Here is a 24,409-nt window from a genome sequence, read left to right as displayed (position 1 = left end):
GTGCTCGAGCTCTGGGCGTCGCCGGAGCCGACCATCGCGCGGGTCGACGCAACCCGCGTGGTCGACGAGTTGGCGCGCACGGGCCACGACGTGCGCGAGAGCGACGTCAACCGGTTGGCGAGCCTGGGCGTCGGCGCGTCGCGCACGCCGGTGCTATGGGAACGCAGCGCGCCGCGGAGCCCGGCGCAGATCGATCTGCGGTGGGCGGCACGCCGGCTTCGCCTGCTGCGTGACGCCAAGATCGAGCCGATCGTCACCCTGCTGCACCACGGCAGCGGCCCGGCCTATACCAACCTGCTCGACCCGCGCTTCCCCGCGCTCTTCGCCGACTACGCGGAAGCGGCGGCGCGCGCGTTTCCGTGGGTCCGCCGCTGGACGCCGATCAACGAGCCGCTGACGACGGCGCGGTTCGCGACCCTCTACGGGGTGTGGTATCCGAACCTGCGCGACGAGCACGCCTTCGGCCGCGCGATGCTGCACCAGACGCTCGCGCAGCAGCAGGCGATGGCGCGCATCCGCGCCGTCAACCCCGACGCGCAGCTCGTGCTCACCGAAGACCTGCAACGCTTCACCGCGGCCGACGGCGCCGTGGCCGACTACGTCGCGTTCTTGCGCGAGCGGATGTACCTGAGCGTCGAGCTGCTCGCGGGGCGCGTCGCCGACGCGCACCCGCTGGCGGGCTATCTGGTCGAGCGCTGCGGCCTGACACCGGCCGAGCTCGAGGCGGCGCGTGCCGGCGCCGTCGTGCCGAGCTTGGTCGCCTGGAACCACTATCCGCATTCCGAGCGCTATCTGTTCACGCGCGATGGCGGTCGCATCGGCGACGTGCCGGCGGTGTACGTCGCCGGCGAGCCGCCGCCGCGCGCGGCGCCCCTGCTGCGCGCGGCGGCAGACCGGTTGCGGCTGCCGCTGGCACTGGGCGAGGTCCACGTCCACGCGCCGGACCGCGAACGCGTCCGCTGGCTGGCGCAGCACGTCGCGGATGCGCACGCGCTGCGCGCCGACGGCGTCGAGGTACGCGCGGTCGGCGCGTGGGCGGCGTTCGGGATGGTCGACTGGCACTCGCTGCTGCGCGCCGACGACGAGGTCCGCGAGGACGGCATCTTCACCTTCGCCGGCCCGGGCGAGACGCCCCGGCCGACGGCGGTCGCGCACGCGCTGATCACGCTCGGCCACGGCGGGACGCTCGCCGATGACGGTACGCGCGGCTGGTGGGAGCGCGACGAGCGCGCGTTGTCGCTCGACGCGCTCGCGGCGGCCGCCGACCGCGGCGAGCCCGAGGGGGATCATCTGGTCCGCGCGCGTATCGGCTCGGAGTGACGCCGCGTACCATCGTCGCCGGGCTGCACCTGCGCTGGGACGGCGTTTGGCAACGCCCGCAGCAGCTGCTTTCGCGCATCGCGCGCAGCATCCCGGTCGTGGTGGTCGAGGAGCCCTTCCCGGCGCACGAGGATCGCGACGCGGTCATCCACGACGGGCCGGTGACGATCGTGCGTCCCCTGCGCCGGCGCGGCTGGGCACCGCCGTTCGTCGACGACGCCGCGATCGCGGCGGCACGCGGGTTCGCCGGCGACGGCCCGCACGGCGTGTGGCTCTCCACGCCGATGCTCGACGCGCTGGCGGACGCCTTCGCCGCGCGGCCGCTGATCTACGACGTGATGGACGAGCTGGCGCAGTTCGACTTCGCGCCCGACGGCATCGCCGCGCGCGATCGCGCGCTGGTCGAGCGTGCCGACATCGTCTTCACCGGTGGCCGCTCGCTCTACGCGGCGCGCGCCGCGGCCGGCCCGAAGGTACACTGCGAGCCCAGCGGCGTCGAGTTGGAGCGCTTCGCCGCCGACGTCACGCCGCATCCGTTGACCGCGCAGCTCGTTGGCCCGGTGTTCGGCTACGTCGGCGTCATCGACGAGCGGATCGACGTCGCGCTGATCGAAGCGTTGGCCGACGGCGTGCCGGGCGGCCACGTCATCCTGGTCGGTCCGATCGTCAAGATCGACGCCGCCCTCTTGCCGCGCCGCGCGAACGTGCATTTCACCGGCGGCGTCCCCTACGACGGACTGCCCTCGTGGCTGGCCGGTTTCGACGTCGCGCTGCTCCCGTTCGCGCGCAACCGCGCGACCGAGTTCATCTCGCCGACCAAGACGCTCGAGTACTTCGCGGCCGGGAAGCCGGTGATCTCGACGCCGATCGCCGACGTCGTCGCCGAGTTCGGCGACACCGTCTACCTCGCCCAGGACGCGACCGGCTTCGTCGCCGCGGCCTGCGAAGCACTCCATCCCTCGCCGGTTCGTTTGGCGCGCGGCAGGGAGCACGCGCGCGCGCGAACGTGGGACGCCATCGCCCACCGAATGCTGGATGTCATCACGCAACGCTGATCCGCTCGACCTCAAGGTCGCCTTTCGCTTCCTGCGCGGCCTGGCGCGGAACAACGACCGCACGTGGTTCCACGCGCACCGTGCCGACTGGGACGCGCACGTCCGCCACGGCTTCGAAGACTTGGTCACCATGCTGCTGCTCGAGGGCGCGCGCGCCGACGACCGGCTGCGCCACGTCGACCCGCGCGCGTGCTTGTTCCGACTGGCGAACGATACCCGCTTCCATACCGGGAAGGCACCCTACAAGACCTGGCTGTCGGCGTGGATGTCGCCGGGCGGGAAGAACGGCGCGTACGCGGGCTACTACATGCACCTGGCGCCGGGCAATCGCAGCCACGTCTCGGCCGGCATCTACGTGCCGACGAAGCCGGCGCTGCACGGCCTGCGCTCGGCGTTCGCCGAGGACGGGAAGGTCGCGCGCGAGTTCGACCGCATCCTGCGCGCGCGCGCGCTGGCGCCGTACCTACCGCTCGAAACGCACCCGCTGCGCGTCACCCCGCGCGGCTTTCCAAAGGCGCATCCGCGGCTGGGGCTGATTCGCGCCCGCAACTATCTGATCGAGCGCGAGCTGACCGACGACGAGCTGTTGCAGCGCGGTGCCTTCGCGGTCGTGCGCGACATGATCCGCGCCACGGCACCGTTCGTGCGCTGGCTCGATGCCCGCGCCAACGAAGGATCGCGCGTGTTCGAAGCCGAGGATGAGGAGTGGTGAAGCCGCTGCTGCTGGGATTGGGCACGCTCGCGTTGCTGGCCGCCGGCCCCGCGACCGGTACGCTGACGGGGACGTTGACCGCGCCCGGCGTCGTTTGGGTCAGCGACGGCTCCGCGCCGGCGCCGACGAGCGGCGTCGCCGTCGACCAACACGACCGCACGTTCATTCCCGCCTTGGCCGTCGTCACCGCCGGCAGCGACGTCGTCTTCCGCAACGACGACGACGTCGACCACAGCGTCTACAGCGTCTCGCCGGCCGATCCGTTCGATCTGGGCATCTACGCGCCCGGGCCGGGCAAGGACGTCCACTTCACCAAAGCCGGCGTCATCGAGATCCGCTGCCACATTCACCGGCACATGCACGCGACGCTGATCGTCGTCGACGGTCCGTACGCGCGCCTCGACGCGCCCGGCGCGTGGACGCTGCACGGCGTGCGGACCGGCCGGCATGCGCTGCACGTGTGGACCGCCGACGGCGGCGAACACGTCAGCGACGTCGACGTGCGCTAACCCGAGGGCTGCTGCAGCTCGATCTTGCGGCCGAACGCCGGCTCGTCGCGCGAGGGCGGCGGCACCACCGCGCCGCGCGCGGCCAGCGCGGCGAACGCCGTTACGCAGGCGGCGTCGAACTGCGAGCCGACGCAGCGGTGCAACTCCTGGACCGCTTCTTCGGCCGTGCGGGCACGCCGATACGGCCGGTCGGTCGTCATCGCGTCGAATGCGTCGGCGACGGCGATGATGCGGGCGCCCAGCGGGATCTCGTCGGTGCGCAGCCCCTGCGGGTACCCACTGCCGTCGACGTGCTCGTGGTGATGCAGCACGCACGGCACCACTTCTTCGAGGGTGCCGATGCCGGAAAGGATCTCGGCGCCGACCGTCGGGTGCAGCTCCATCGCGCCGCGCTCCTCGTCGGTGAGCCGCGCCGGTTTGAAGAGGATCGCATCCGGGACCGCGATCTTGCCCAGGTCGTGCAAGAGCGCGGCGTCGGCGATGACGTCGACCTGGGCCGCCGGCAGGCGCATCTCCGCCGCCAGGGCGCGCGAGTAGACCGCGACCCGCTCGGAGTGTCCCGCGGTATACGGGTCGCGCAGGTCGAGCAGCCGCGCGAACGTCGCGAGCCCCTCGACGAACGTCGCCTGCGCCTCGCGCCGGCGCCGGTGCAGCTCGCGCGAAGCCTCGATCGCGAGCGCCAACAGCGAGACGAAGACGATGAGGATCGCACCGCCGGTCGTCGCGGCGACGATCCAGCCCTCGCTGTTGACGCGCGCACCCATTTGGCCGCGCGAGAGCACGACCGCGACGACGTAGGTGTGGCGCCCGTCGGTGGTGGTGAGCGGTGCGTACGCGATCCGCATCGTGCCGCGGTCGACGGAGAACCAGTCTTCCGCGTGTAGCGCCTGCGTCACCGCGGCCGCGTCGGGCGGCGCGCCGGCCGGGACGATCGGGCGACCGCGGTCGTCGTAGACGCGGACCTCGGTGACGTAGCCGAAGACCTCGCCGGCCTGCGCCGCCGTGGCCACATCGGCCGCGAGCGCCCGGCCGCGGCTATAGCGGTCGACGACCGGCGTGAGGACCTGCTCGACCCGCGAGAGGGCGTCGAGGGTCTCGTCGGACTCGACCGAGCGCCGGTGGACGGTCTCGAGGGCAAACGCCAGCAGCACGGCCGCGAGCGCCGCGCTGAAGAACAGCACGATCGCGAAGCGGGCGAGAAAGCTCGGTGAGTGCGCTACCGAGCGTACGTGCATACGATCCTGTCCCGACGTCCTTCCGTGGTAAGTCCTGCACCCTACCGTTCGGTTCGGCAAGGCACGCGGGCTTCCATCGCCGCCAGCGTTAAACGATTGTCTGCAGTGCCCAGATGCGTGAAGCCAACGAGGGATGGGACGAGAACAGCACCTCGGCCCAGCGTGGCGGCTCGAACTCGGCCAGATTCTGCTCGCCCAAACGCTGGAAGGCCCGCACCCCGGCGGTCGGATCGCCGGTCGCCGCGACGGCGAACCGATCTGCCCGCCGCTCGAGGGCACGCGACGCGGCGTTGGCCGCCGGCATGACGGCGAGCTGGATCAGCGACGCCCAGAACAGCAGCCGCGAACCCTGTGCCGGCCCGTCGATGCCGCGTCCCGTCGTCGCCCGGACGAGCCCATCGGCGCCCAGCAGCGCGGCAGCGACGCCGACGGTGCCGAGCGCGATGCCCGTCCACGGGTCACGCCGCACGTAGTGTCCGAGCTCGTGTGCCACGACGAAGAGCGTCTCGTCGGCGGGAAAGGCGGACACGAGCGTATCGGCCAGCGCGATCCGTTCGGTGCCGAGCACGCCGGTCACGAACGCGTTGGCTTTTTTCGTCTGTTTGCTCATGTCGAAGCGCAGAATCGAGGCGTCGCCGACGCCGTAGCGGGCGGCCAGCGCCCGGATCCGGTCTTCGAGGTCGCCCGTGACCGGCTCGTAGCGGTTGAAGAGCGGCATGATGAAGGTCGGCGCGATCACCGTCGCCAGCGCGAGCAGCGGGGGGGTCCCGGCGATCGCGAACCACGGCCAGCGGCGCGGCGCGCTCCGGACGAGCGCGTCGCCGAGCAGCGCCAGAAGCGCGGTGATCACGGCCGCGACCGCCGCGCCTTTGAGGTGATCCTCGAGCCAGCTCTGTGCCGACTGATCCGAGGTGCCGTAGACGCGCTCGAACTGGTGCCCCTCAATGTACTCGGTGCCCACGTCGCGCAGATCGTCAAGCAACAGAACCGCGAGCGCGAACACCGGCGCGCGCAACGCACGCGGAACCGGGGCGAGTGCTCGCTCTAGGGGATCGGCAAGCACGAACGCGACCGTCGCCTGCGACGCGACGCCGCGCGCCAAGCCGGCAATCATCAGCGCACGCCGCGCCGCCGCGTAACGCCCCGGGTCGCGATCGGCGAGCGTCGGCGCGGGTCGCCGGCGATCTGCACCCGCCTGCGCGGTCCGTACGAGCGCGTACCCGAGGCCGAAACCAGCCGCGACGCCGAGCAAAATCCGTCCTCCGAGTCGCTTCACCGAACCCCCTTACCCGTACAGCTGTCCCGTCGAAAGACAGGAATTTCGCCTGCCTTTGCCGATTCGATACAAATAACTCCGCGGCATTTGGGTCCACGCATGTGAGCGAGACGACCACAGCGGCTTCACCCTCGTTGGAGCACGTTTATGACGTGGCGACCCGCGCTCGCCTCTCCGAGGTCGAAGCCGAACTCGCTCGCCTCTCGCCCTCGATCCGCCTCCGCGACCCAAGGGCCTTGGCGCTGCGAGGCATGCAGGCCGCGCTGAGCGGCGACGTGGCTGGCGGGATCGCTTTGCTCCGGCGAGCGATTTCGCTCACGCCGGGCCGAGAGGCTCGTTACTATGTCGACCTCGCGGTCCCGCTAATGCTTAGCGCAGGGCGCTTTGATGAAGCCGATGTGTTTCTGAGCACCGAGTACTTGGAACGCGACGAGCTTTCTCCCGCGATTGACGCCCTGCGAGCTGTTGTTCTTGCTAGACAGGGTCGAGATGATCTTAGTCGTGAACTCGCCGAGAAAGCTCTCATAATTGCGCGCGCGCAAGAGAAGCCGACGATACTCGCACGAGTCTTGCAGCGTAGTGCGGCTTCCGCCTTTCACCGCGAGGAGTTCGGTGAAGCGCAAGAACGGGCTGTCGAAGCTGCTCGGCTATATGAACAGCTCGGCTCATTTCGAAATGCCGCCACCGCGTACTCGTTACTTTACGTTATCGCAAAGGGCTGGCTCGACGATCCCGAAATCGCCCGCTTGTATGCTGAGCGGCTCACGATGAGCTCTGAACGGTCCGGCGACGTCGCGATGCAGAACTACGGCCTGATCTGCCAACTCGGTCTTGCAGTAGAAATGGCAGACGAGCGACGTTTCGGATCCCTTCGAGCTAGACTTCTGGCAAACCCACTTCAAGAGCAGTATCGCGAACGCTATCCGTATGTCGTCTCAGAAGCGGTGGTCCACATGTGGTCCGGTCGCTTCGAGTCCGCGAGAGCAGCTCTCGAGTTATTAGCTAGCGATGGGCAGCGGACGCTTGCCGAACGTTCCACCTGCGAGGCGCTCATTGCACTTTGCGATGCCGCGCGAAGCGATGTTGCGGATGCAAAACGTAGGTCGCACTTAGTTCTAAGTCGTACCGCCCATCGATCCGGCCCAGAGCCACTTCACGAGTGGCAAATTCGGCGAGTGGCGCGCATTGTTGCTGCTTGCACTTGCATTCTCGTCGGTGAAAATGTTCGAGGTCGACGCGCGCTCTCACGAACATTTGACCCTCAACGAATTTTTACCAATTTTGCCACCTCTAAGCTGCTTGATGAGCGAAACGTCCCGGCCTCCATGCGCGGATACGCTCGGGCCATTAACTCGGCTTGCGAAGCAGCGCTACGCCATCAACCTCCTTTAGGCCTCACACCAGCGGAACTTCAAATTCTCCGATTACTCCCCGAAGGCGCGACATTGGCGCAAATCGCCCAAAGCTTCGGACGCTCCCGCAAGACAATTGCTCGCCACGTTGAGGCAATCTACGACAAGCTCGAGGTCTCTAATCGAACGCAGGCGGTCCAGCGAGCGAGAGAGCTCGGGCTGAATGCATGAAAATACACTCGGCTACAAAGCCCGCTAGAATAGGGCTTTTCTTCGCACCTGGGTCATTTGACCCATAATGGAACCCGCGGCTACGCGTACCATGTAGTGGACTTGTCTCTCTTTCTGACCCCCTAGGAGGGCTAAGTGGCCGTGCTTGCCATTCTCTATGCGGTTGTGTACCACCTCATCACGATCTACACACAAGCTAGTCCGACGTATTCTTAGGGCCATGTACCCGCAATACGAGCCTGACTGCTCGGCCAGTTACGGTACTGCGCACTCATTCTTGAGTGCGTGTAGCACAACGTCACCGACGCCTACCGTATTGGCACTTGTTGACCGCATTATTGCGGGCCTTCGCATTGCCCTAGACGCGAACGATCTCAAACCGCTCCGTGACACCGTACGTCACGCCCGGACCCTCGATCACGAACTACATGACGCTTTTGCTGCGGCGCAGCAATGCCTTGCGGATGAGTTCATGGACGGACCTATGGCCGCCCTTCACTCTTCTTATCGGCGAATGCTCGAAGTCGCACAGAGCGTGTTGCCGCGCACCGCTACCTTCGTACGATAGGTCTTTAAGATGCGCAGCGAGCAGCCAAGTTCATCGATCTCCGCGAGCGCTCGGGTACATCTTGCTCAGTACCTGAATCAGCATCGCGTCGACCTTGGGGACCGAATCGCTGAGCGCACCTCTGACGCGAAGCTTGGTGGCGCGCGCCTGATGCTTCGGACTCTGGTCGCAGCTCTGGCACGAGCTGTTGAAGAATCGGATCCCACCATACTCGTTCACTGGGCGCGAATAGCGCGCGGGGCACACCCTCGGTCGACAGTGGTGGGCGCGATAGCCAACGCTTGCGCAGAAATAGGCGACCTAGGTAAGCGCCACGATTTCGATCCCGCGGCGCTGTTGCTTTTCCTTGAGTTCGCGCAGGTGCAGGTCGAGTTGCAGCTCAGCGATGATTCGGGCAACCCCCATGAGAATGTCGCCATCGCAAGCGCTCTTGCCATGCTGCGCGCGCGCGACGAAGCTACCTGTGCGCATTCACAAGCTACGGCGACTTGGGCGCGGCGTCTCGGCGAAGCGATGCACTTGCCGGCAACAACGATCGATCGGATCTCGAAGTCCGCAATTCTGCACGACGTTGGAAAAATCAGCGTCCCAGACTCGATCCTAATGCGAGAAGGGCCACTCGACGCGACTGCCTGGTCCATTATGCAGCGCCACGCGAGCTTCGGCGCCGATATCCTCTGCGAGATTCCCTCGCTCGCTCCGTACGCTCCTGTGGTGCGAGCACACCACGAGCGAATAGACGGAACGGGTTACCCATATGGGCTTCAGGGTGAGGAGATCTGCATCGAAGCACGGGTTGTAGCGGTGGCGGACGGCTTCCATGCTATGATCAGCGATCGACCTTATCGGAAAGCGATGACAGTCGGTCAGGCTATGGAAACGCTTCGTGCTGGTGCAGGAATGCAGTGGGATGCGGACGTGGTTGATGTGATGGTCTGCGTCGCGGCAGTACACCGCAGCCGCGCTGTCGACGCTGACCTTGCATTAGCCCCCGTACCAGGAGACGAGGGGACCTTGCGGACTTCCTCAAGCTCGCTGGCCGGCTAACAGCGATATTTGCTGGGACCAGCTGTCCCGTCGTGCGTGCGCATCATGACCGCATCGGCGTAACTCGACGTCCTTTCGGCCTACAGAGCATTTGCATACGCGCGTAGATGCGGACGTTCCGATTCGGCTCCCGCGCACACGGGACGTGGGCAGTGTAGAGACCATGATCGATATCGCTGCTGCATACCGCAGCGCCGTCGATGCGGGTCCCGCCCCTCCACACGCCTTCCATCGCAGCACATTTGTACTCGTGCTCGCCCCTTGAGGCATTCTGGCACAGTTTCGACAGGAGTTTGCCGAGCCTGCGGTAAGTGTAGTTCGCCTGTCCATCCTATCGGCTAGCCGATCCGTTTTCGGGGTGAACGATGATCTGCGCAGCGGAAGCGCCTTCATTGGACCGCCTCTACGACGTCGCAGTTCGAGCGCAGCTCTTAGAACTGGAGTCCGTCCTCCCTCAGGCGTCCAATTATCTCCCAAGTCAAAGCCCTAAGGTCCTTGTTCTTAGAGGACTCCGTGATGCTATGACCGGCGAGATATCGCAGGGGATTTCGCTGCTGCAACGCGCAGCCTTGCTGGCGTCGAGAGCTGAGGCCAGGTACTACATAGACCTCGCCGTCCCGCTAATGTTTACAGCCGGGCGCTTCTCTGACGCAGCTAAACTTGACGTGGCAAATCGTCTCCAGGCTATTGAACGCGCTCGCGCACTTGGCCTGATTGACTAGTATGACGTTGGCGGGTACGGGCGTTAAGAACGCAATTTCAGTGAAGGACACATACGCCATCTGTGTTCGGGCGCAGCGATCAGAAATCGACCTTGAACTCGAGCGCACGGCAGCCCACATGCCCGAGCGTACGCCATGCAGGTTAGCTTTGCGTGGTATGCAGGTCGCTTTGAGCGGCAACGTGGCACGCGGCATATCATGTCTCGAAAGGGCGATCTTGTGCGCGCCTACAGATGAGCGCCGCTATTTTGTCGATCTCGCGGTGCCTCTGATGGTCACGGCCGGCGATATTGACGGTGCTGAGAGACTTTTAAGCAACGAGCCTACTCGCGCCGACAGCCAATGGCCAGCCCTATCCGCCAGCCAGGCCGTTATCGCCGCCCTTCGCGGTGATTTCGAGAAAAGCAAAGCGCTCGCAAGCCAATCTCTAAGCGAGGTTCAGGGACCACGCCACACTCGAATCCTCGGACGCGTCCTTCATCGCGTTGCGCTCGCAGCGTTTTATCAGCGAGCCTTTGACGACGCCTACCAATTGGCGTTGCAAGCCGTAACGACTCATGAACAACTCGGATCGCCTCGAAATGCCGCTGTCGGCTACTCTCTTCTTTACGCGCTAGCCCACGATTGGCTCTACGATTCGGATCTTGCTCTGCATTATGCGGAGTCGATGGCAAGCAGCGCCAATCGATCGGGAGACATTGCGTTAGAACATTGCGCCTTGATATATCAGCTCGGCCTTATTACAGAGAACGCCGATGAGCAACGATTCGCCTCGCTACGAGCGCAGCTGCTGGCTACTCCACTCAAAGAACAGTATCGGGAGCGACTTAACTACGCTGTCAGCGATGCCATAGGACATATCTGGTGGCGGCGTTTTGATGTTGCTCGCAAAGTCGTACTACCTTTGGCCGATGATCCCCGTCTGTCCGAAGCCGAGCGTTCTCTTTGCAGTGCGATAATTGCCCTTTGCTACGCTGGATCGGGAGATACAGAAGTGGCGAAGAAGATCGCGCACATTATTATTGGAAGAACAGCTCGTTATGATTCGGCAGAGACCGTTGTCCAGCGCACCTTGCGCACGTTTGCACGAATACTCGCCGCATGTACTTGTATTTTGGTAGGCGAGGTTACGCGCGGACGACGGGCTCTTTCTAGCGCATTCGATCCCGGAAGTTATTTTGTTGAGCTCTCGGCGCGCGCGCTGGACGAGCATAGCGCACCCCCTCGGTTGCGTGGCTATGCTCGTGCCATTAACACGGTCCGCGAGGTGCTGCATAGCCGACGCTTGCCACTTGCGCTGACGCCAGCGGAAGTTCGGATTCTCCACATGCTGCCCGAGGGGGCATCCCTCGCTAGAATCGCCGTTGAGCTTGATCGGTCACGTTCGACCGTGGCGCGTCACGTCGCGTCGATCTATGGCAAGCTGAGAGCCTCGAACCGTACCCAAGCCATCACCCGGGCTAGAGAACTGGGCCTTATGCCCTAAAAACTTTTCTTGGCGGTCTTTGCTTAGAGCGCCAAGGGTTTTCTTCGGATATCATTCATTCGAATGATGGCAGGCTAGGCTGCCTGTTTTATGATTTTGACACCAGGTCGGCTCGGCCGGGAACGCCTCCAAGTCTTTCGGGTGATGGGACGCGAGGTAGTTTAGGCCGGGGGCGGTGTTCCGTTGACCTGGCGGTGATTCAGAGGCCGTCCGAGGCACACCGGGCGGCTGGCGGGCGAATCACGGGTGTCGTCTCAGGCTCTCGGGGCGTGCAGGTTCGCCCACCCGACCTGTGCGCTGCGTAGCCGTGGGACGACGGTGCGTCGTCGGCAGCCTCCGCTCCGCTTGCGCTCGGCCTACGCCGAGACGGACGGATCGACTCGAAGGCTGCCGGCGACCCCACCGCCGGTTAGGTGCGAATCTCGGCGTCGGATGGCGCGGGTGGTGTCGCGTTCGCCGCTTCGCGCAGGTTGTTGATGTCGAGCGAGAGCTCGCCACGCTCGTAGCGCTCGCGCGAACCGCGTTCTTTCTCGGCCCGGCTACGCGAAGCGGTGAGCACCTCGCCGACCCGCTCGGCTGGGACGACGCACGCGCCGTCGGCGTCGAGCACGACCGTATCGCCGGGACGAATCGTCGCGCCGCCGACTGAGACCGACACGTTGAGCGAGCCCGGAATCGTTTTAGTGGCGCCGCGCACGCGCACGTAGCGAGTCCAAATGGGCAGCCCCATTTCGCGCAACTCCTCGACGTCGCGTACCGATGCGTCGCAGAGGATCCCTGCTGCGCCGCGTTTGCGCAGCTGCGTCACCAGCAGCTCGCCGATGAGCGCGACCGGCCGCGGCTCGGGCATCGCCAGCACGACGATCTCGCCAGGCTGCACGTGCTCGACGATCGCATGGACCATCAGGTTGTCGTCTTGGCCGCACAGCGCGTTGCGCGCCGGGCCGGCGACGCGGCTGCCCGGGAGCAGCTGCAGCCACTCGACGTCGATCAGCCCTTGCCGCCCCGCCGCCTCGTAGACCGTCGCCACGCCCAGCCGCGCCAGCTCTTCGTTGGTCGTCACAGCGCGCGCACCAGATCGGGGAACACGCGGTGGTACGCTTCGGCGAACTTCACCGACTGATCGCCGCTCACGCGCCGCGCGTGGTTCGCACGGTGCTCCATACGCTCCGCGTAGTAGCGCTGCAGGTACTCTTGTGAGGCCATCGACCGCATCGCCTCGCGCTTCTTGTCGGCAACGGCGGTGATGTCGAGAAAGCAGTTGGGGACGAAGCCGCTCAGTTCGGTCTGGTGCGGCTCGCAATAGTAGATTGCGGGCGGCTTGTTGATCGTGAAGGCGGCGGCCACGCCGGCGCCCGACGTCAATTGCCGCGCGGTCAGCGCCACGGCGTTCGCGACCGGGTGGTCGGGATTGAACGGGTCCTGCTCGGTTTGCGTGATCAGCACGTCCGGCGCGATCTCGCGAACCAGCTCGACGACGTGCTCCATCCGCGACTGGTCCATGATCAGCGGATAGTCGCTATAGTCCAGGCAGGTGAACTCCGCGCCGACGGCTTGCGCCGCGCGCGAGGCTTCGGCGTGCCGGATCGCCTTGACGTTCTCGACGGTCTGGTTGGGCTGTTTCCACAGTTCACCGGACTCGCCGCGCTCGCCGTACGAGAGGGCGAGGACGATGGCGCGCCCGCCGGCCGCGCTGGTGATCGCCAACGCGCCGGTCGCGCGCCAGACGAAGTCCGAGCAGTGCGCGACCAGCGCCAGAACCGTGCGATTTGCCTTAGCGGGCAAGGAGCGCTCCTCTCTTCACGTGGGGTGGCAAGGACTGGGGACATCTCTGGCGCCAAGATTGCTGCCAATGATGGCGCCATCGTTTCCCGACCCGGACAGGGCTCCTTCCCCCGCTCGGCGCTCGGTCGACGAGATCGTCTCGGCGCTGCGCGACGCGATCACCAGAGGCGGCTACCAGCCCAATGAGCGTTTGGTCGAGGAAGAGCTGGCCCGCGGCCTCGGGACGAATCGCGCCGTCGTCCGCGGCGCGCTGGCCGTCCTCACCCAGGAAGGCCTGGTCGTCCGCGAGCGCAATCGCGGCGCGCGGGTGCGGGCGATCAGCCCGGAGGAAGCGATCGAGATCCTCGAGGCGCGTCAGGCGCTCGAGGGCGTCGTGGCTCGGCGTGCGGCGGAGCGAATCACCGGCGAGCAGGCCGAGTCGCTCACCGCTCTCATCGCTCAGATGCGGGCCAAACAAAAGAGCGGCGAGCTCCTCGAGTACTCCGAGCTCAACGCCCGGTTTCACCGCACGATCCGCGGCATCGCGGGCCACACCGCCAGCGAGAAGCTGCTCACGCTGCTGCAGTCGCAGGCCGTCCGCTACCAGTTCCGCACCGTGCTCAAGCCCGGCCGCTCGAGCGAATCGCTCGCCGAGCACGCCGCGATCCTCGAGGCGCTGATCGCGCGCGACCCGCAAGCGGCCGAAACCGCGGCGCGCAGGCATGTCGCAGGCGTCATCGAGGCGGTGCGCGCGATTGTGTTGATGCGACTGCCGACCTGAGCAGCGGCCCCCTCTTCACCCCCGAACGCGCCGCACCGGAGCGGGAACGCGCGCCCCCAACGCCAATCGCCGCCCCCGAAAGGGGACCGTGATGAGGTTACTCGAGGGAAAGGTTTGCGTGATCACCGGCGGCGCCGGGAGCATCGGCGCGGCCAGCGCGCGACTGTTCGTCGACGAAGGCGCACGCGTGATGCTGGTCGACGTCGCCGAAGCGCGCTTGCGCGAGGTCGTCGGCGAGTTGGGCGAGGCGTTCGCGGCGTGGGAAGTCGCCGACGTGAGCAAGCCGCGCGACGTCGAGCGGGTGATGGAATCGACGGTGCGCACCTATGGACCGATCGACGTGCTGTTCAGCAACGCCGGCACGATGGGCGTGATGGCGCCGATCGCCGAGTACCCGCTCGAGGCGTTCGACGACACGCTGGCGGTGCACGTGCGCGGCGCGTTCCTGTGCGCGAAGTACGGCCTGCCGCGGATGCGCGACGGCGGGAGCATGATCATCACCTCGAGCGTCGCGGGCGTGCGCGGCGACGCCGGCGTCTACGGCTACATCACCGCCAAGCACGCCCAGGTCGGGCTGATGCGGTGCCTGGCCAAGGAGATGGCCCCGCGTGGGATCCGGGTCAACACCCTACACCCTGGCCCGGTCGAGAACAGCTTCCAGCGTGGCGTCGAGTCCAGCCTGACGCCGATCCTGGGCCGCAACGCGACCGAGTTCTTCGACGAGATCATCCCGCTGGGACGCCACGCCCGCCCGGTCGAGATCGCGCGCTCGGCCCTGTACCTGGCCTCGGAGCAGAGCAGCTTCACCACCGGTAGCCTGCTGATGGTCGACGGCGGGATGAGCGCGTGAGCCGGAAGGGGCGGTGGAACATTCTGCCAAACCCGGATTCGGGATACAGGTATTCCGTATACGGAGCAATCATCTCGCGTTCTTCAGGAGGTCGCCTCGATGACCAACCGCCGTATCGATCGCGCTGATTTCCTCAAAGGGGCGGCCGCCGCCGGGGCGGCCGCCGCAGCACTGCCGCAGGTGGCCTTCGCCGCCGCCCCGCGCACGATCAAGATCGGACTCGTCCAGCCCGTCACCGGCCCGCTCGCGTTCTTCACCGAGCACATGCCCTTCGTGCTCTCGCAGATCAAGTCGCGGTTCGGCACCACGATCAACATCGGCGGGACCAAGTACCCCTACGAGATCATCATCCGGGACAGCCAGTCGAGCCCGAACCGCGCCTCCGACGTCGCGCGCGAGCTGATCCTGCAAGACAAGATCGACATCATGGCCGTCTACGCAACGCCGGAAACCGTCAACCCGGTCTCCGATCAGTGCGAGCTCAACGGCGTGCCGTGCATCTCGAACGACGCGCCGCTCGAGCCCTATTTCTTCGGTCGCAAGGGCGATCCCAAGAAGGGCTTCGAGTGGACCTACCACTTCTTCTTCAGCGCCGGAACGCTCTCGAAAGCGATGCTGGCGTACTGGAACAAGCTGCCGACGAACAAAGTCTTGGGCGGCCTGTGGGGCAACGACGGTGACGGCATCGCGCAGTCGAAAGTCTTCGCCGAGGAGTTCACCAAGTCGGGTTACAAGGTCGTCGACCCCGGTCGCTTCGACATGCCGGCCTCGAGCTACAACGCCCAGATCGCGGCCTTCCAGAGCGGTCACGCCGAGATCATCCAGGGCGTGCTGCCGCCGCCGGACTTCACCGCCTTCTGGAACGGCGCCGCGCAGCAGGGGTACAAGCCCAAGTCGGTCTACGTCGGGAAGGCGTGCGAATTCCCCGAAGCGATGTACGTCCTGCACGACCGGTGCGTGGGTCTGACGGCCGAGACGTGGTGGTCGAAGTTCCACCCGTTCAGCTCGCACTTGTTCCCGATGACCTCGCGCCAACTGGCCGACGATTGGGAGAGCGCCGAGAAGCGGCAGTACTCGATGGCGCTGGGGTTCCGTCACGCGCTGTGGGAAGTCGTCTTCGATGTGCTCAAGCGCACGCACGACATCGACAAGGCCGCTTCGATTCGCGACGCGGCGAAGTCGACGCACTACGAGTCGATCGTCGGCCCCATCGACTTCAACAAGGGGCCGTTCCCGAACTGCGCCGAGACGCCGCTGGTCGTGAGCCAGTGGTTCAAGGGTTCGAAGTATCCCTACGAGCTGTTCATCGTCGACAACTCGACCACGCCGCAAGTGCCGACGAACCACAAGCCGGAGTTGATCCACTACACCTGAGGATGTCCAACCTCGCCCCATGCTCGAACTGACGGGACTCTCCCGCCGCTTCGGGGGCCTCACGGTGATCGACGATCTCGCGCTGCGCGTACAGCAGGGCGAGATCGTCGGTATCCTGGGCCCCAACGGGGCAGGCAAAAGCACCCTCTTCAACCTGATCGGCGGCAACCTCGCGCCCAATGCCGGTCACGTCGTCTACGAAGGCCGCGACATCACGCGGATGCGCGTGTGGGACCGCGCGCGCATGGGCATCGGGCGCACCTTCCAGATTCCCAAACCGTTCATGCACATGAGCGTGTTCGAAAACGTGCTCGCCGCCGCCGTGCACGGCGGGAAGCTGTCGGTCGCGAAGGCGACGCCGCGCGCCGCCGAGGTGCTCGAACGCACCGGTCTCGCGCATCGCAGCACGGTGCAAGCCGGACAACTCACGCTGCTCGACCTCAAGCGGCTCGAGCTGGCCAAGGCGTTGGCGCAAGCGCCCAAGCTGCTGCTGCTCGACGAGATCGCCGGCGGCCTTTCCGAGGCGGAGTGCGAGGAGCTGCTCGCGATCGTCGGGGGGGAGCACGCGGCCGGGACGACGATTGTGTGGATCGAGCACGTCGTGCTGGCGCTGCGGCGGTTGGCGACGCGCATCGACGTCCTGTACGGTGGTCGTATCCTGGTCAGCGGCACGCCGGAACAGGTGCTGGCCGACCAGCGCGTCCAGGAAGTGTACCTCGGTGCCTGAGGCGCTGCTCACCGTCGACGCGTTGACGGTCGTCTACGATCAGTTCCGCGCCACGCACGACATCGATCTCGCGGTCGACGCGGGCGAGATCGTGTCGGTCATCGGCGCCAACGGCGCCGGCAAGTCCTCGCTGCTCAAGGCGATCGTCGGCAACGCGCGGCTGGCGTCGGGCTCGATCTGCTTCGAGGGCAGCGATCTGGCCGGCAAGACGACGGCGCAGATCGTCAAGGCTGGGATCGCGCTGGTCCCCGAAGGCCGGCGGCTCTTCCCCTCGCTGACGGTCGAAGAGAATTTGCAGATCGGCAGCAGCGTCGGACGCCCCGGCGAGATCACGCTCGCAACGATCTACGAGTACTTTCCCGCCCTCGCCGACAAGCGCCGCCAGTTGGCGCGCGAGCTCTCCGGCGGCCAGCAGCAGATGGTCGCGCTCGGGCGCGCACTGCTCACCAACCCGCGCCTGCTGCTGTGCGACGAGATCAGCCTGGGGTTGGCGCCGGTGATCGTCAACTCGCTCTACGAGATCATTCCGGCGCTGGCCCGGCGCGGCATCGGCGTGCTCGTCGTCGAGCAGGACATCACCCGTTCGCTGGCCGTCGCCGATCGTTTCTACTGTCTGCTGGAAGGCAAGGTCACGCTGACCGGCCGGCCGGCGGAGGTCAGCCGCGAGACCGTGATGCGCCACTACTTCGGACTATGAGACGCCACCGATGAACCCGCTCGCCATCGCCAACCAGATCTTGCAAGGCGTCCTGCTGGGCGGGCTCTACGCGCTGTTCGCCTCGGGGCTCTCGATCTCGGTCGGCGTCATGCGCTTCGTCAACATCGCGCACGGCGATCTCATCGTGCTCGTCTCGTTCCTGCTCTTCACGCTGACGGCGTACTTCCACGTCCCGCTGCTCTTGGCGGTCGCGATCTCGCTGCCGATCTCGTTCGCGGGCGGCTATGTCTTGCAGCGGTTCCTCTTGCAGCGGGTGCTGGGCAAGGGCATCCTGCAGATCGTCCTGGTGACGTTCGGCATCTCGATCATCGTGCAGAACTTCTTGCAGGGCACCTTCGGCGCCGACACGCGCCGGCTCTCGGGGAGCGGCTTCGAATCGGCGTCCATTCCGCTGACGAACGGAATCGGGGTGGGCTACCTGCCGCTGACGATCTTCGCGGCCGCGGTGCTGCTGATCTTCGCGCTCGACCGGCTGCTCTACACGACGCGCGTCGGCGCGCACATTCGCGCCGTCTCCGACGACGTCGACACCGCCAACCTGGTCGGGCTCTCCTCGCCGCGCATCTACGCGATCGCGATGGGGGTGGTCGGCGTCACGGTCTGTATCTCGGCCGCCTTCATGTCGGTGTTCGCCAACTTCGATCCGACCAGCGGCCCCGACCGCTTGTTGACCGCGTTCGAAGCGGTCGTCCTCGGCGGCCTGGGCAGCCTGTGGGGAACGCTGATCGGCGGCATCATCATCGGCGTCGCACAGCTGCTCGGCGCGCAGCTGCTGGGCTCGGAGTGGCAGCAGCTCGCCGGCCATCTGGTGTTTCTCGCCATCTTCCTGATCCGGCCGCAAGGCCTCTTCCCGAGGTACTGAGGCGGTGCGATCGCTGGGCTCGACTCCGCGCAGCGTCCTGATCGGACGCGCGATCCTGATCCTCGGCGCGATCGTGCTGCTCGCGACCCCGTGGATCACCGACGCCAACGGGATGCAGATCGTCGGCGGCCTCTTGACGATGTTCGTGCTGGCCGTGATGTGGAATCTGCTCGCCGGTTACGCCGACATCGTGAGCATCGGTCAACAGGCGTTCGTCGGGATCGGCGCCTACGCGTTCTACGGCTTCGCCGTGCTGCAGAACGTCAACCCGTATCTGGCGATCCCGCTGGCCGGTGCGATCGCGCTGGTCGTCGCCGTGCCGAGCATGGCGATCGTGTTCCGCCTGCGGGCGGCATACCTGTCGGTCGGCACCTGGGTGTTGGCGGAAGTGCTGATGCTCGCGGCCGGCAAGCTCGAGGCCTTCGGTGCCGGGCTGGGCTCGAGTCTGCCGGTTTCGGTCGCCGAGGCGTTCGGCGACTCGCCGACCGCGCGCGCGACGACGACCTACTGGCTCTCGCTCGCGCTGGCGGCGCTGGCCTTCGTCGCGACCTGGCTGCTGATGCGCTCGCGCGTCGGCATCGGCCTGACCGCCATGCGCGACGACGAAGAGGGCGCCTCGACCGCCGGCGTCGACGTGCTGCGCGCCCGCATCATCAGCTTCTTGTGGACCGCGCCGTTCCTCGGCCTGGCCGGTGCGCTGATCACGCTGCAGAGCCTGCGCATCGCGCCTGCCGCCTCGTTCAGCATCACCGACTGGACCGTCTACGTCATCTTCATCGTCGTCATCGGCGGCGTCGGCAGCTTCGAGGGCCCGATCATCGGGACGCTGGTCTTCTACGTGATCCGCGAGTACTTGCAGAGCTGGGGCGTCTGGCACTTCATCGTGCTCGGCATCGTCTCGATCGCCGTCATCCTGATCGAACCGCGCGGCCTGTGGGGCCTCCTCCGCCGCGTCATCCCCGACGACCTGATCCCCGTCTCGCACCGCCCGCCGCGTTAGCCCTTGCCGCCAGGCCGAAGGCGCGCAGATGGTCGGCGGAGTGAATGATGCATGAGTCGAAGCAGGTCGTCATGGCCGAGCTTCGTTACGCCGTCGTGCTCGAGCCCGACGAGGACACCGTGCGGGTCATCGTGCCCGCGTTTCCCGAAATTGCGACGTTCGGCGCGAACCGCGAAGAGGCGCTGCGAATGGCGGCCGACGCCATCGCGCTCTCGGTCGAGTATCGTCGCTCGAAGGGACTCGACGTCCCCATATCCGACGCTGAAGGCGCGCGGCTCGAGGTCATCACGATCGCGGCCTGAGCGACCCCCACGGTGAGTTCCAAGCTGCCGTCAGTGCGCGGAAAGGAACTCGTCCGAGCGCTGGAACGAGCTGGCTTCTGCGTCGATCGGCAGACTGGCTCGCACGTCATTCTCGAACACCCTGATGGTCGGTTCGCAAGCGTTCCGGTCCACTCAGGACGTGACCTTGCGGTCGGAACCCTACGAGCCATCCTCGCTCGTGCCGGCATCGACGAGCGGACGTTGCGAGCTTTGCTCCGCTAGGGCACGAATCTTCGCCCGGGCATCAGTGGCCCAGTTTGGCACAATGGAAAGACGGATTAGTACATTATCTTGGCAGAGGCATGAAGCCAGGGACATCTAAGTAAAAACACCGTTTAAACGACGCACGACACCCGAGGTGGGTTCGGGGCTGGAGTCGTCTACATGCATGACCCTATTTCCACTGCCAGCGAGCTAAATGCTAAGCTTGCGGCCCGGTCGAGGCACGTTTCGCTCCTACTCGGAGCAGGAGCCGGGATGACGGCTGGGCTCCCGGGCCTTACCGGAATTAAAGCCGCCGCCATTGGCCTTCTAACGCCGCAGTACAGGGCTTTTGCCGAACGTTTAGACCACAGCTTAAACATCGAACAAGTGCTGACCAAACTACGGCGGATCGCTGCGATTGCAGAAGGCGCCGAGCGGGTGTCCCAATTTACGTCCCAAGAAGCTCGCGGCCTAGATGTGGCCCTATGCGCGTCAATTGTCGCATCAGTAGCGGAACCCCCAGGTTCAATTGACGCGTTTCGGAGCCTGGCCATTTGGGCAGCGGGTGCGCGTTATAAGCTACCCATTGAAGTGTTTACCACGAATTATGACACGCTCATCGAACGCGGGCTCGAAGAAGAGGGCGTTTCGTACTTTGACGGATTTGTTGGCACACTAAAGGCTCGATTCCGAGAAGACCTTGTTGATGTTCCCGACATCGATCCGGAGTCAATACCCCCGGCAGGCTTCACTCGTCTGTGGAAGCTTCACGGTTCAATCAACTGGCAGCTAGAAAGCCACAATGAGCGCCGAAGCGTCTTCAGATTAGGCGCGCCAGTTCAAACCGGTGCAGCAGCAGCAATATATCCCTCTGACGAAAAATATGACGATAGCCGTCGCGTTCCTTTCGTGGTACTAATGGATCGGTTTCGACACGGGCTCGCCCTGCCAGAAAGCTGCACGTTGATTTGCGGATACTCGTTCGGGGATCAGCACCTGAACGACGTGATCTATGATGCAGCGAAACGATTCCCACGGTCCGAAATCATTGCGGCGTGTTTCCACGAAATTCCGGTTGACCTTGCTTCGCGCGCCGAAATATATCGCAACATCTTGGTTTTAAGTCCCAATGAAGCGATAATTGGTGGCATTCGCGCAAATTGGGCTGCTGACAACGTTGCAGCAGGGATTTTTGAAGGCGGGCGGTTTTTGCTTGGGGACTTCCGTCGCTTGGCCCTGTTCCTTACCGGTAGTCGCTTAGCACCGACGTCAGCCAATGCGTGAGCCCACGAGAATCGGCGTTGTCCGTCACGTCCTCGGGAGCCTCGTCACTGTTGAGTTAGTGACCGACTTGGCCGGCACGTCACCTATTTGGGAAGGCCACCTTCAGCCGATAGGGCAGATCGGATCGCTAGTTAGGATTCCGCAAGGCCCAATTACCCTCTTGGCCTCCGTCGTGATGATAGGAATATCGGAACTCAGCGGTGCGCCGGCGCCTGGGAGCGCGCCTACCGTCGGTGACCGGTGGCTCCAGGTGCAATTGCTGGGAGAACTCGATGCTCTCGGCCAGTTTTCGCGAGGTGTTTCGAGCTTTCCAGGACTTGACGATGAAGTCCATTTCGCCACTCGAAGCGATTTGGCTCGTGTCTTCCCTCTAGGGGACGATAAGCACGTTAGACTGGGCGGTCTCTCCGCTTTCCGCGAAATCCCTGTCGCGCTTAACGCGTCACTCTTGGTCCTTCGCCACTCAGCAGTCGTTGGGTCGACCGGCTCCGGTAAGACAAGCGCAGTCTCAACCCTCTTGCAGAATTTTGTTCATGGTGGCTTCACGGCAAGCAACATCGTCGTGATCGATCCTCACGGCGAGTACGGGCGCGCTTTAGGCTCGATAGGAGCTGTTGCGAGCGTAATGGGCTCCCGGGAGAATCGACTCAAAGTTCCATACTGGGCTGTTCCGGCGTCGGACTTACTGCGCATTCTGACCGGCAGCGAGGGAGCTACGCTCCTTACTCGCTTCAGCGAACTAGTAAGCGAAGAGCGACGAGCCTTCGCGGCTACGTCGCGATGGCTTAGTATACCCGAACCACTTATTGCTGCGGACACTCCAGTTCCGTTCGATCTACACAACGTATGGTATCGACTGGCGTACGAAAACTCCGCAACCTATAAAGACGGCAAAGATCTTGGCGACGTGATGCTTCTCGACCCAGGAGATGCGGAAACACTTAAGCCCCCACAATTTGCTGTTCCGACGGCTAAGAATAGCGCGCCTTATCAAGGTACGTCATACGGTCGCTACTCGGTTTTTCCCGATCGAATGCGTCTTAAGTTAAGCGATGAACGGCTGCAGTTCTTCCTGTCCCGAGACGACCTAGTCGCGATTGAAGACCCCCTTCCTCAATACATCACGCAATGGCTGGGGAATAGCGCGCCCATCTCCGTGTTAGACCTCAGCGGTGCAACTTCTGAAGCGACAGACCTATCAGTTGGGATCATTCTTGATACACTATTTCAACTCGCGACGCACAGCTCTAAGGGTATAGGCAAGGGTAGCCCAGTGTTGGTCGTACTCGAGGAAGCACATCGATATTTGGGCGATTCTAAAGATACACAGAACGCCAAGACATCTGTTAACAGAATAGCAAGGGAAGGGCGCAAGTATGGCCTTGGAATCATGCTCATCTCTCAACGACCTTCTGAGCTCCCAGAAACCGCGCTGTCACAAGTCGGAACGGTTGTCGCACTGAGGCTCACCAACGGCGCAGATCAGAGTTGCGTTAAGAAAGCTCTGCCGGACTCTCTTCAAGGTCTAGCTGATGCGCTGCCATCGCTTCGCACTGGCGAAGCAATCGTTTCCGGCGAAGCGACAACGATACCAGCTAGGAGCCTGATCGACGCTCCGAACCCACGGCCGCAAGCTGAAGACCCTCCGCTCTCTCCTTGGAGATCGGGCACGAAGGCACTAGCGCTTGCCGATGCCATCGCGGAGTGGCGCGGCGCGCCAGAAAAGAGAGCCCAGTGACACCAGATTGGATCGACGCCGAATCCTCTGCGCTCGTCTCGTTTGCGTATGATGAGAACGCAGAAACCATTTACGTCCGATTCCATTCAGGAGCTGAATGGGCCTACGCGGCTTGTTCTCCTGCTGAATGGGAAGACTTCAAGAGCCCAAGCACCTCGAAGGGAAAGTTCTTGAACGAAGTGCTGAAGTCGAAGCCTGCGACACGGATTGCGTAGGCTTCAAGGAGATTGCTGCGGCTTTACGAGTACCCGCCGCGTCAGCGTTGACGCGGCGGGTGTGAACGTGCGCGGTTAGACGGCGGCGGGAACTTTGCCGCTGACGAACGCCAAGAGGTCTTCGTTCAGCTTGTCTTTGTGCGTCGAAGGGAGGCCGTGGGGCGCGCCCTTGTAGAGGTGCAGCTCGGCGTTGGGGATGAGCTTTGCTTGACGCTCGGAGGCCAGCGCGATGGGGACGATCTGATCGTCGTCGCCTTGGATGACGAGGGTCGGGATCGTCATCATCTTGAGGTCTTCGGTCTGGTCGGTCTCCGAGAAGGCCTTGATGCAGTCGTAGGCCCCCGGCATCCCGGCCAGCATCCCCGCGAGGAAGAACGAGTCGCGCAGACCCTGGGAGACCTTTGCGCCCGGTCGGTTGAAGCCGTAGAACGGAAGGCTCAGGTCCGTGAAGAACTGGGCGCGGTCGTCGTGGACGCTCTTGCGCATCCCGTCGAAGACCTCGATCGGTACGCCGTCGGGGTTGCTTGCCGATTTGAGCAAGATCGGGGGCACCGAGGAGATCAGCACCGCCTTGGCGACTCGTGAAAGCCCGTGGCGCGCGATGTAGCGCGCGACTTCGCCACCGCCGGTCGAGTGCCCGACGTGGATGGCGTCTCGCAAGTCGAGGTGCGCGACGAGCTCGGCGAGATCGTCGGCGTAGGTGTCCATGTCGTTCCCGGTGAGCGGCTGACTCGAGCGGCCATGACCGCGCCGGTCGTGCGCGACGCACCGATATCCGTTATGCGCGAGGAAGAACATTTGGTCTTCCCAGGCGTCGGCGTTGAGCGGCCAACCGTGGCTGAACACGATCGGCTGACCGGTACCCCAGTCCTTATAGTAGATCTCTGTGCCATCTTTCACGGTGATGGTACTCATCGACAATACGCCTTTCACGATGCGCGTCGGCACCAAACGAGATAGTGGGGCGCCTACGGTACCACATCGCGAACGCGCTCAACAAGGAGCTGACTCTGGTGTGCGCGTCGTCCACGTCATAGCCAACGGGCAAGCGTGAAA

General features: G+C 64.6%; 22 protein-coding genes. 17 read left to right on the top strand and 5 right to left on the bottom strand.

Going from position 1 to position 24,409, the window contains the following annotated elements:
* The 4 genes from VMD91_16910 to VMD91_16895 are packed head-to-tail and all read left to right on the top strand — an operon-like array spanning window position 1 to window position 3,596.
* A complete protein-coding gene (locus VMD91_16910; protein HTW85753.1) occupies window positions 1–1,320 on the top strand; it encodes a family 1 glycosylhydrolase in 1,320 nt (439 codons plus the stop codon).
* A complete protein-coding gene (locus VMD91_16905; GenBank protein ID HTW85752.1) occupies window positions 1,317–2,375 on the top strand; it encodes a glycosyltransferase in 1,059 nt (352 codons plus the stop codon). The genes VMD91_16910 and VMD91_16905 overlap by 4 nt, the downstream gene beginning before the upstream one ends.
* The gene (locus VMD91_16900; GenBank protein HTW85751.1) at window positions 2,356–3,087 is read left to right on the top strand and encodes a DUF2461 domain-containing protein; all 732 of its coding nucleotides are present in this window, start codon (window positions 2,356–2,358) and stop codon (window positions 3,085–3,087) included. Before VMD91_16905 ends, VMD91_16900 begins: the two co-directional genes overlap by 20 nt.
* A complete protein-coding gene (locus VMD91_16895) occupies window positions 3,084–3,596 on the top strand; it encodes a hypothetical protein (GenBank protein HTW85750.1) in 513 nt (170 codons plus the stop codon). The genes VMD91_16900 and VMD91_16895 overlap by 4 nt, the downstream gene beginning before the upstream one ends.
* On the opposite strand, the gene VMD91_16890 is transcribed toward VMD91_16895, so the two are convergent.
* Both VMD91_16890 and VMD91_16885 read right to left on the bottom strand, forming a co-directional pair.
* Window positions 3,593–4,831, bottom strand: a complete 1,239-nt coding sequence (locus VMD91_16890) for an HD-GYP domain-containing protein (GenBank protein ID HTW85749.1) — start codon at window positions 4,829–4,831, stop codon at window positions 3,593–3,595. The two genes, VMD91_16895 and VMD91_16890, sit on opposite strands and share 4 nt — an antisense overlap.
* An 88-nt stretch (window positions 4,832–4,919) precedes the next feature.
* On the bottom strand, window positions 4,920–6,107 hold the full coding sequence (locus tag VMD91_16885; protein HTW85748.1) for a M48 family metalloprotease: 1,188 nt from the start codon (window positions 6,105–6,107) through the stop codon (window positions 4,920–4,922).
* A gap of 251 nt (window positions 6,108–6,358) precedes the next feature.
* On the opposite strand from VMD91_16885, the gene VMD91_16880 reads away from it, so the two are divergent.
* The 3 genes from VMD91_16880 (at window position 6,359) to VMD91_16870 (ending at window position 11,513) form a co-directional block, all read left to right on the top strand.
* Window positions 6,359–7,690, top strand: a complete 1,332-nt coding sequence (locus tag VMD91_16880; GenBank protein HTW85747.1) for a LuxR C-terminal-related transcriptional regulator — start codon at window positions 6,359–6,361, stop codon at window positions 7,688–7,690.
* 829 nt (window positions 7,691–8,519) lie between these two features.
* Window positions 8,520–9,305, top strand: coding sequence for an HD-GYP domain-containing protein (locus tag VMD91_16875; protein ID HTW85746.1), 786 nt, complete (start codon window positions 8,520–8,522; stop codon window positions 9,303–9,305).
* 762 nt (window positions 9,306–10,067) lie between these two features.
* Window positions 10,068–11,513 (top strand): LuxR C-terminal-related transcriptional regulator, encoded by a 1,446-nt coding sequence (locus VMD91_16870; GenBank protein HTW85745.1) that lies wholly within the window; start codon window positions 10,068–10,070, stop codon window positions 11,511–11,513.
* Window positions 11,514–11,922: 409 nt separating this feature from the next.
* On the opposite strand, the gene VMD91_16865 is transcribed toward VMD91_16870, so the two are convergent.
* Both VMD91_16865 and VMD91_16860 read right to left on the bottom strand, forming a co-directional pair.
* Window positions 11,923–12,576 carry a 4-carboxy-4-hydroxy-2-oxoadipate aldolase/oxaloacetate decarboxylase gene (locus VMD91_16865; protein HTW85744.1) on the bottom strand — a complete coding sequence of 218 codons (654 nt, stop codon included), beginning with the start codon at window positions 12,574–12,576 and terminating at the stop codon, window positions 11,923–11,925.
* Window positions 12,573–13,220: a PIG-L family deacetylase gene (locus VMD91_16860; protein HTW85743.1), complete on the bottom strand. Its 648-nt coding sequence runs from the start codon at window positions 13,218–13,220 to the stop codon at window positions 12,573–12,575. The genes VMD91_16865 and VMD91_16860 overlap by 4 nt, the downstream gene beginning before the upstream one ends.
* Here VMD91_16860 and VMD91_16855 point away from each other — a divergent pair.
* The 10 genes from VMD91_16855 (at window position 13,210) to VMD91_16810 (ending at window position 23,138) form a co-directional block, all read left to right on the top strand.
* A complete protein-coding gene (locus tag VMD91_16855) occupies window positions 13,210–14,058 on the top strand; it encodes a GntR family transcriptional regulator (GenBank protein ID HTW85742.1) in 849 nt (282 codons plus the stop codon). The genes VMD91_16860 and VMD91_16855 overlap by 11 nt on opposite strands.
* Before the next feature lie 118 nt (window positions 14,059–14,176).
* Complete coding sequence (locus VMD91_16850; GenBank protein ID HTW85741.1) at window positions 14,177–14,908, top strand: SDR family oxidoreductase; 732 nt, start codon at window positions 14,177–14,179, stop codon at window positions 14,906–14,908.
* 99 nt (window positions 14,909–15,007) lie between these two features.
* Window positions 15,008–16,282, top strand: coding sequence for an ABC transporter substrate-binding protein (locus VMD91_16845; GenBank protein ID HTW85740.1), 1,275 nt, complete (start codon window positions 15,008–15,010; stop codon window positions 16,280–16,282).
* 19 nt (window positions 16,283–16,301) lie between these two features.
* Window positions 16,302–17,009, top strand: coding sequence for an ABC transporter ATP-binding protein (locus VMD91_16840; protein ID HTW85739.1), 708 nt, complete (start codon window positions 16,302–16,304; stop codon window positions 17,007–17,009).
* Window positions 17,002–17,706: an ABC transporter ATP-binding protein gene (locus VMD91_16835; protein HTW85738.1), complete on the top strand. Its 705-nt coding sequence runs from the start codon at window positions 17,002–17,004 to the stop codon at window positions 17,704–17,706. The genes VMD91_16840 and VMD91_16835 overlap by 8 nt, the downstream gene beginning before the upstream one ends.
* Window positions 17,707–17,716: 10 nt before the next feature.
* A complete protein-coding gene (locus VMD91_16830) occupies window positions 17,717–18,589 on the top strand; it encodes a branched-chain amino acid ABC transporter permease (protein HTW85737.1) in 873 nt (290 codons plus the stop codon).
* A 4-nt stretch (window positions 18,590–18,593) separates the two neighbouring features.
* Window positions 18,594–19,589: a branched-chain amino acid ABC transporter permease gene (locus VMD91_16825; protein HTW85736.1), complete on the top strand. Its 996-nt coding sequence runs from the start codon at window positions 18,594–18,596 to the stop codon at window positions 19,587–19,589.
* 71 nt (window positions 19,590–19,660) lie between these two features.
* Window positions 19,661–19,891, top strand: a complete 231-nt coding sequence (locus tag VMD91_16820; protein ID HTW85735.1) for a type II toxin-antitoxin system HicB family antitoxin — start codon at window positions 19,661–19,663, stop codon at window positions 19,889–19,891.
* Window positions 19,892–20,389: 498 nt separating this feature from the next.
* Complete coding sequence (locus VMD91_16815) at window positions 20,390–21,400, top strand: SIR2 family protein (protein HTW85734.1); 1,011 nt, start codon at window positions 20,390–20,392, stop codon at window positions 21,398–21,400.
* Window positions 21,393–23,138 carry an ATP-binding protein gene (locus VMD91_16810; GenBank protein HTW85733.1) on the top strand — a complete coding sequence of 582 codons (1,746 nt, stop codon included), beginning with the start codon at window positions 21,393–21,395 and terminating at the stop codon, window positions 23,136–23,138. Before VMD91_16815 ends, VMD91_16810 begins: the two co-directional genes overlap by 8 nt.
* 290 nt (window positions 23,139–23,428) lie before the next feature.
* Here the strand turns inward: VMD91_16810 and VMD91_16805 are convergent, their stop codons facing one another.
* Complete coding sequence (locus VMD91_16805; GenBank protein ID HTW85732.1) at window positions 23,429–24,253, bottom strand: alpha/beta hydrolase; 825 nt, start codon at window positions 24,251–24,253, stop codon at window positions 23,429–23,431.
* Window positions 24,254–24,409 lie beyond the last annotated feature (156 nt).

Origin of the sequence: Candidatus Sulfotelmatobacter sp., assembly GCA_035504415.1 — a bacterium.
Classification (GTDB): Bacteria; Vulcanimicrobiota; Vulcanimicrobiia; order Vulcanimicrobiales; family Vulcanimicrobiaceae; genus Vulcanimicrobium.
Note: the sequence above shows the minus strand (reverse complement) of the source record. Positions and strands in the feature narration are given on the sequence as shown.

What these genes read in the sequence shown, in the direction of transcription:
- VMD91_16900 (HTW85751.1), top strand. Translation starts at nt 2,356, where the DNA reads ATGTCATCACGCAACGCTGATCCGCTCGACCTCAAGGTCGCCTTTCGC.
- VMD91_16890 (HTW85749.1), bottom strand. Translation starts at nt 4,831, where the DNA reads ATGCACGTACGCTCGGTAGCGCACTCACCGAGCTTTCTCGCCCGCTTC.
- VMD91_16880 (HTW85747.1), top strand. Translation starts at nt 6,359, where the DNA reads ATGCAGGCCGCGCTGAGCGGCGACGTGGCTGGCGGGATCGCTTTGCTC.
- VMD91_16845 (HTW85740.1), top strand. Translation starts at nt 15,008, where the DNA reads ATGACCAACCGCCGTATCGATCGCGCTGATTTCCTCAAAGGGGCGGCC.
- VMD91_16840 (HTW85739.1), top strand. Translation starts at nt 16,302, where the DNA reads ATGCTCGAACTGACGGGACTCTCCCGCCGCTTCGGGGGCCTCACGGTG.
- VMD91_16830 (HTW85737.1), top strand. Translation starts at nt 17,717, where the DNA reads ATGAACCCGCTCGCCATCGCCAACCAGATCTTGCAAGGCGTCCTGCTG.
- VMD91_16820 (HTW85735.1), top strand. Translation starts at nt 19,661, where the DNA reads ATGGCCGAGCTTCGTTACGCCGTCGTGCTCGAGCCCGACGAGGACACC.
- VMD91_16815 (HTW85734.1), top strand. Translation starts at nt 20,390, where the DNA reads ATGACGGCTGGGCTCCCGGGCCTTACCGGAATTAAAGCCGCCGCCATT.
- VMD91_16810 (HTW85733.1), top strand. Translation starts at nt 21,393, where the DNA reads ATGCGTGAGCCCACGAGAATCGGCGTTGTCCGTCACGTCCTCGGGAGC.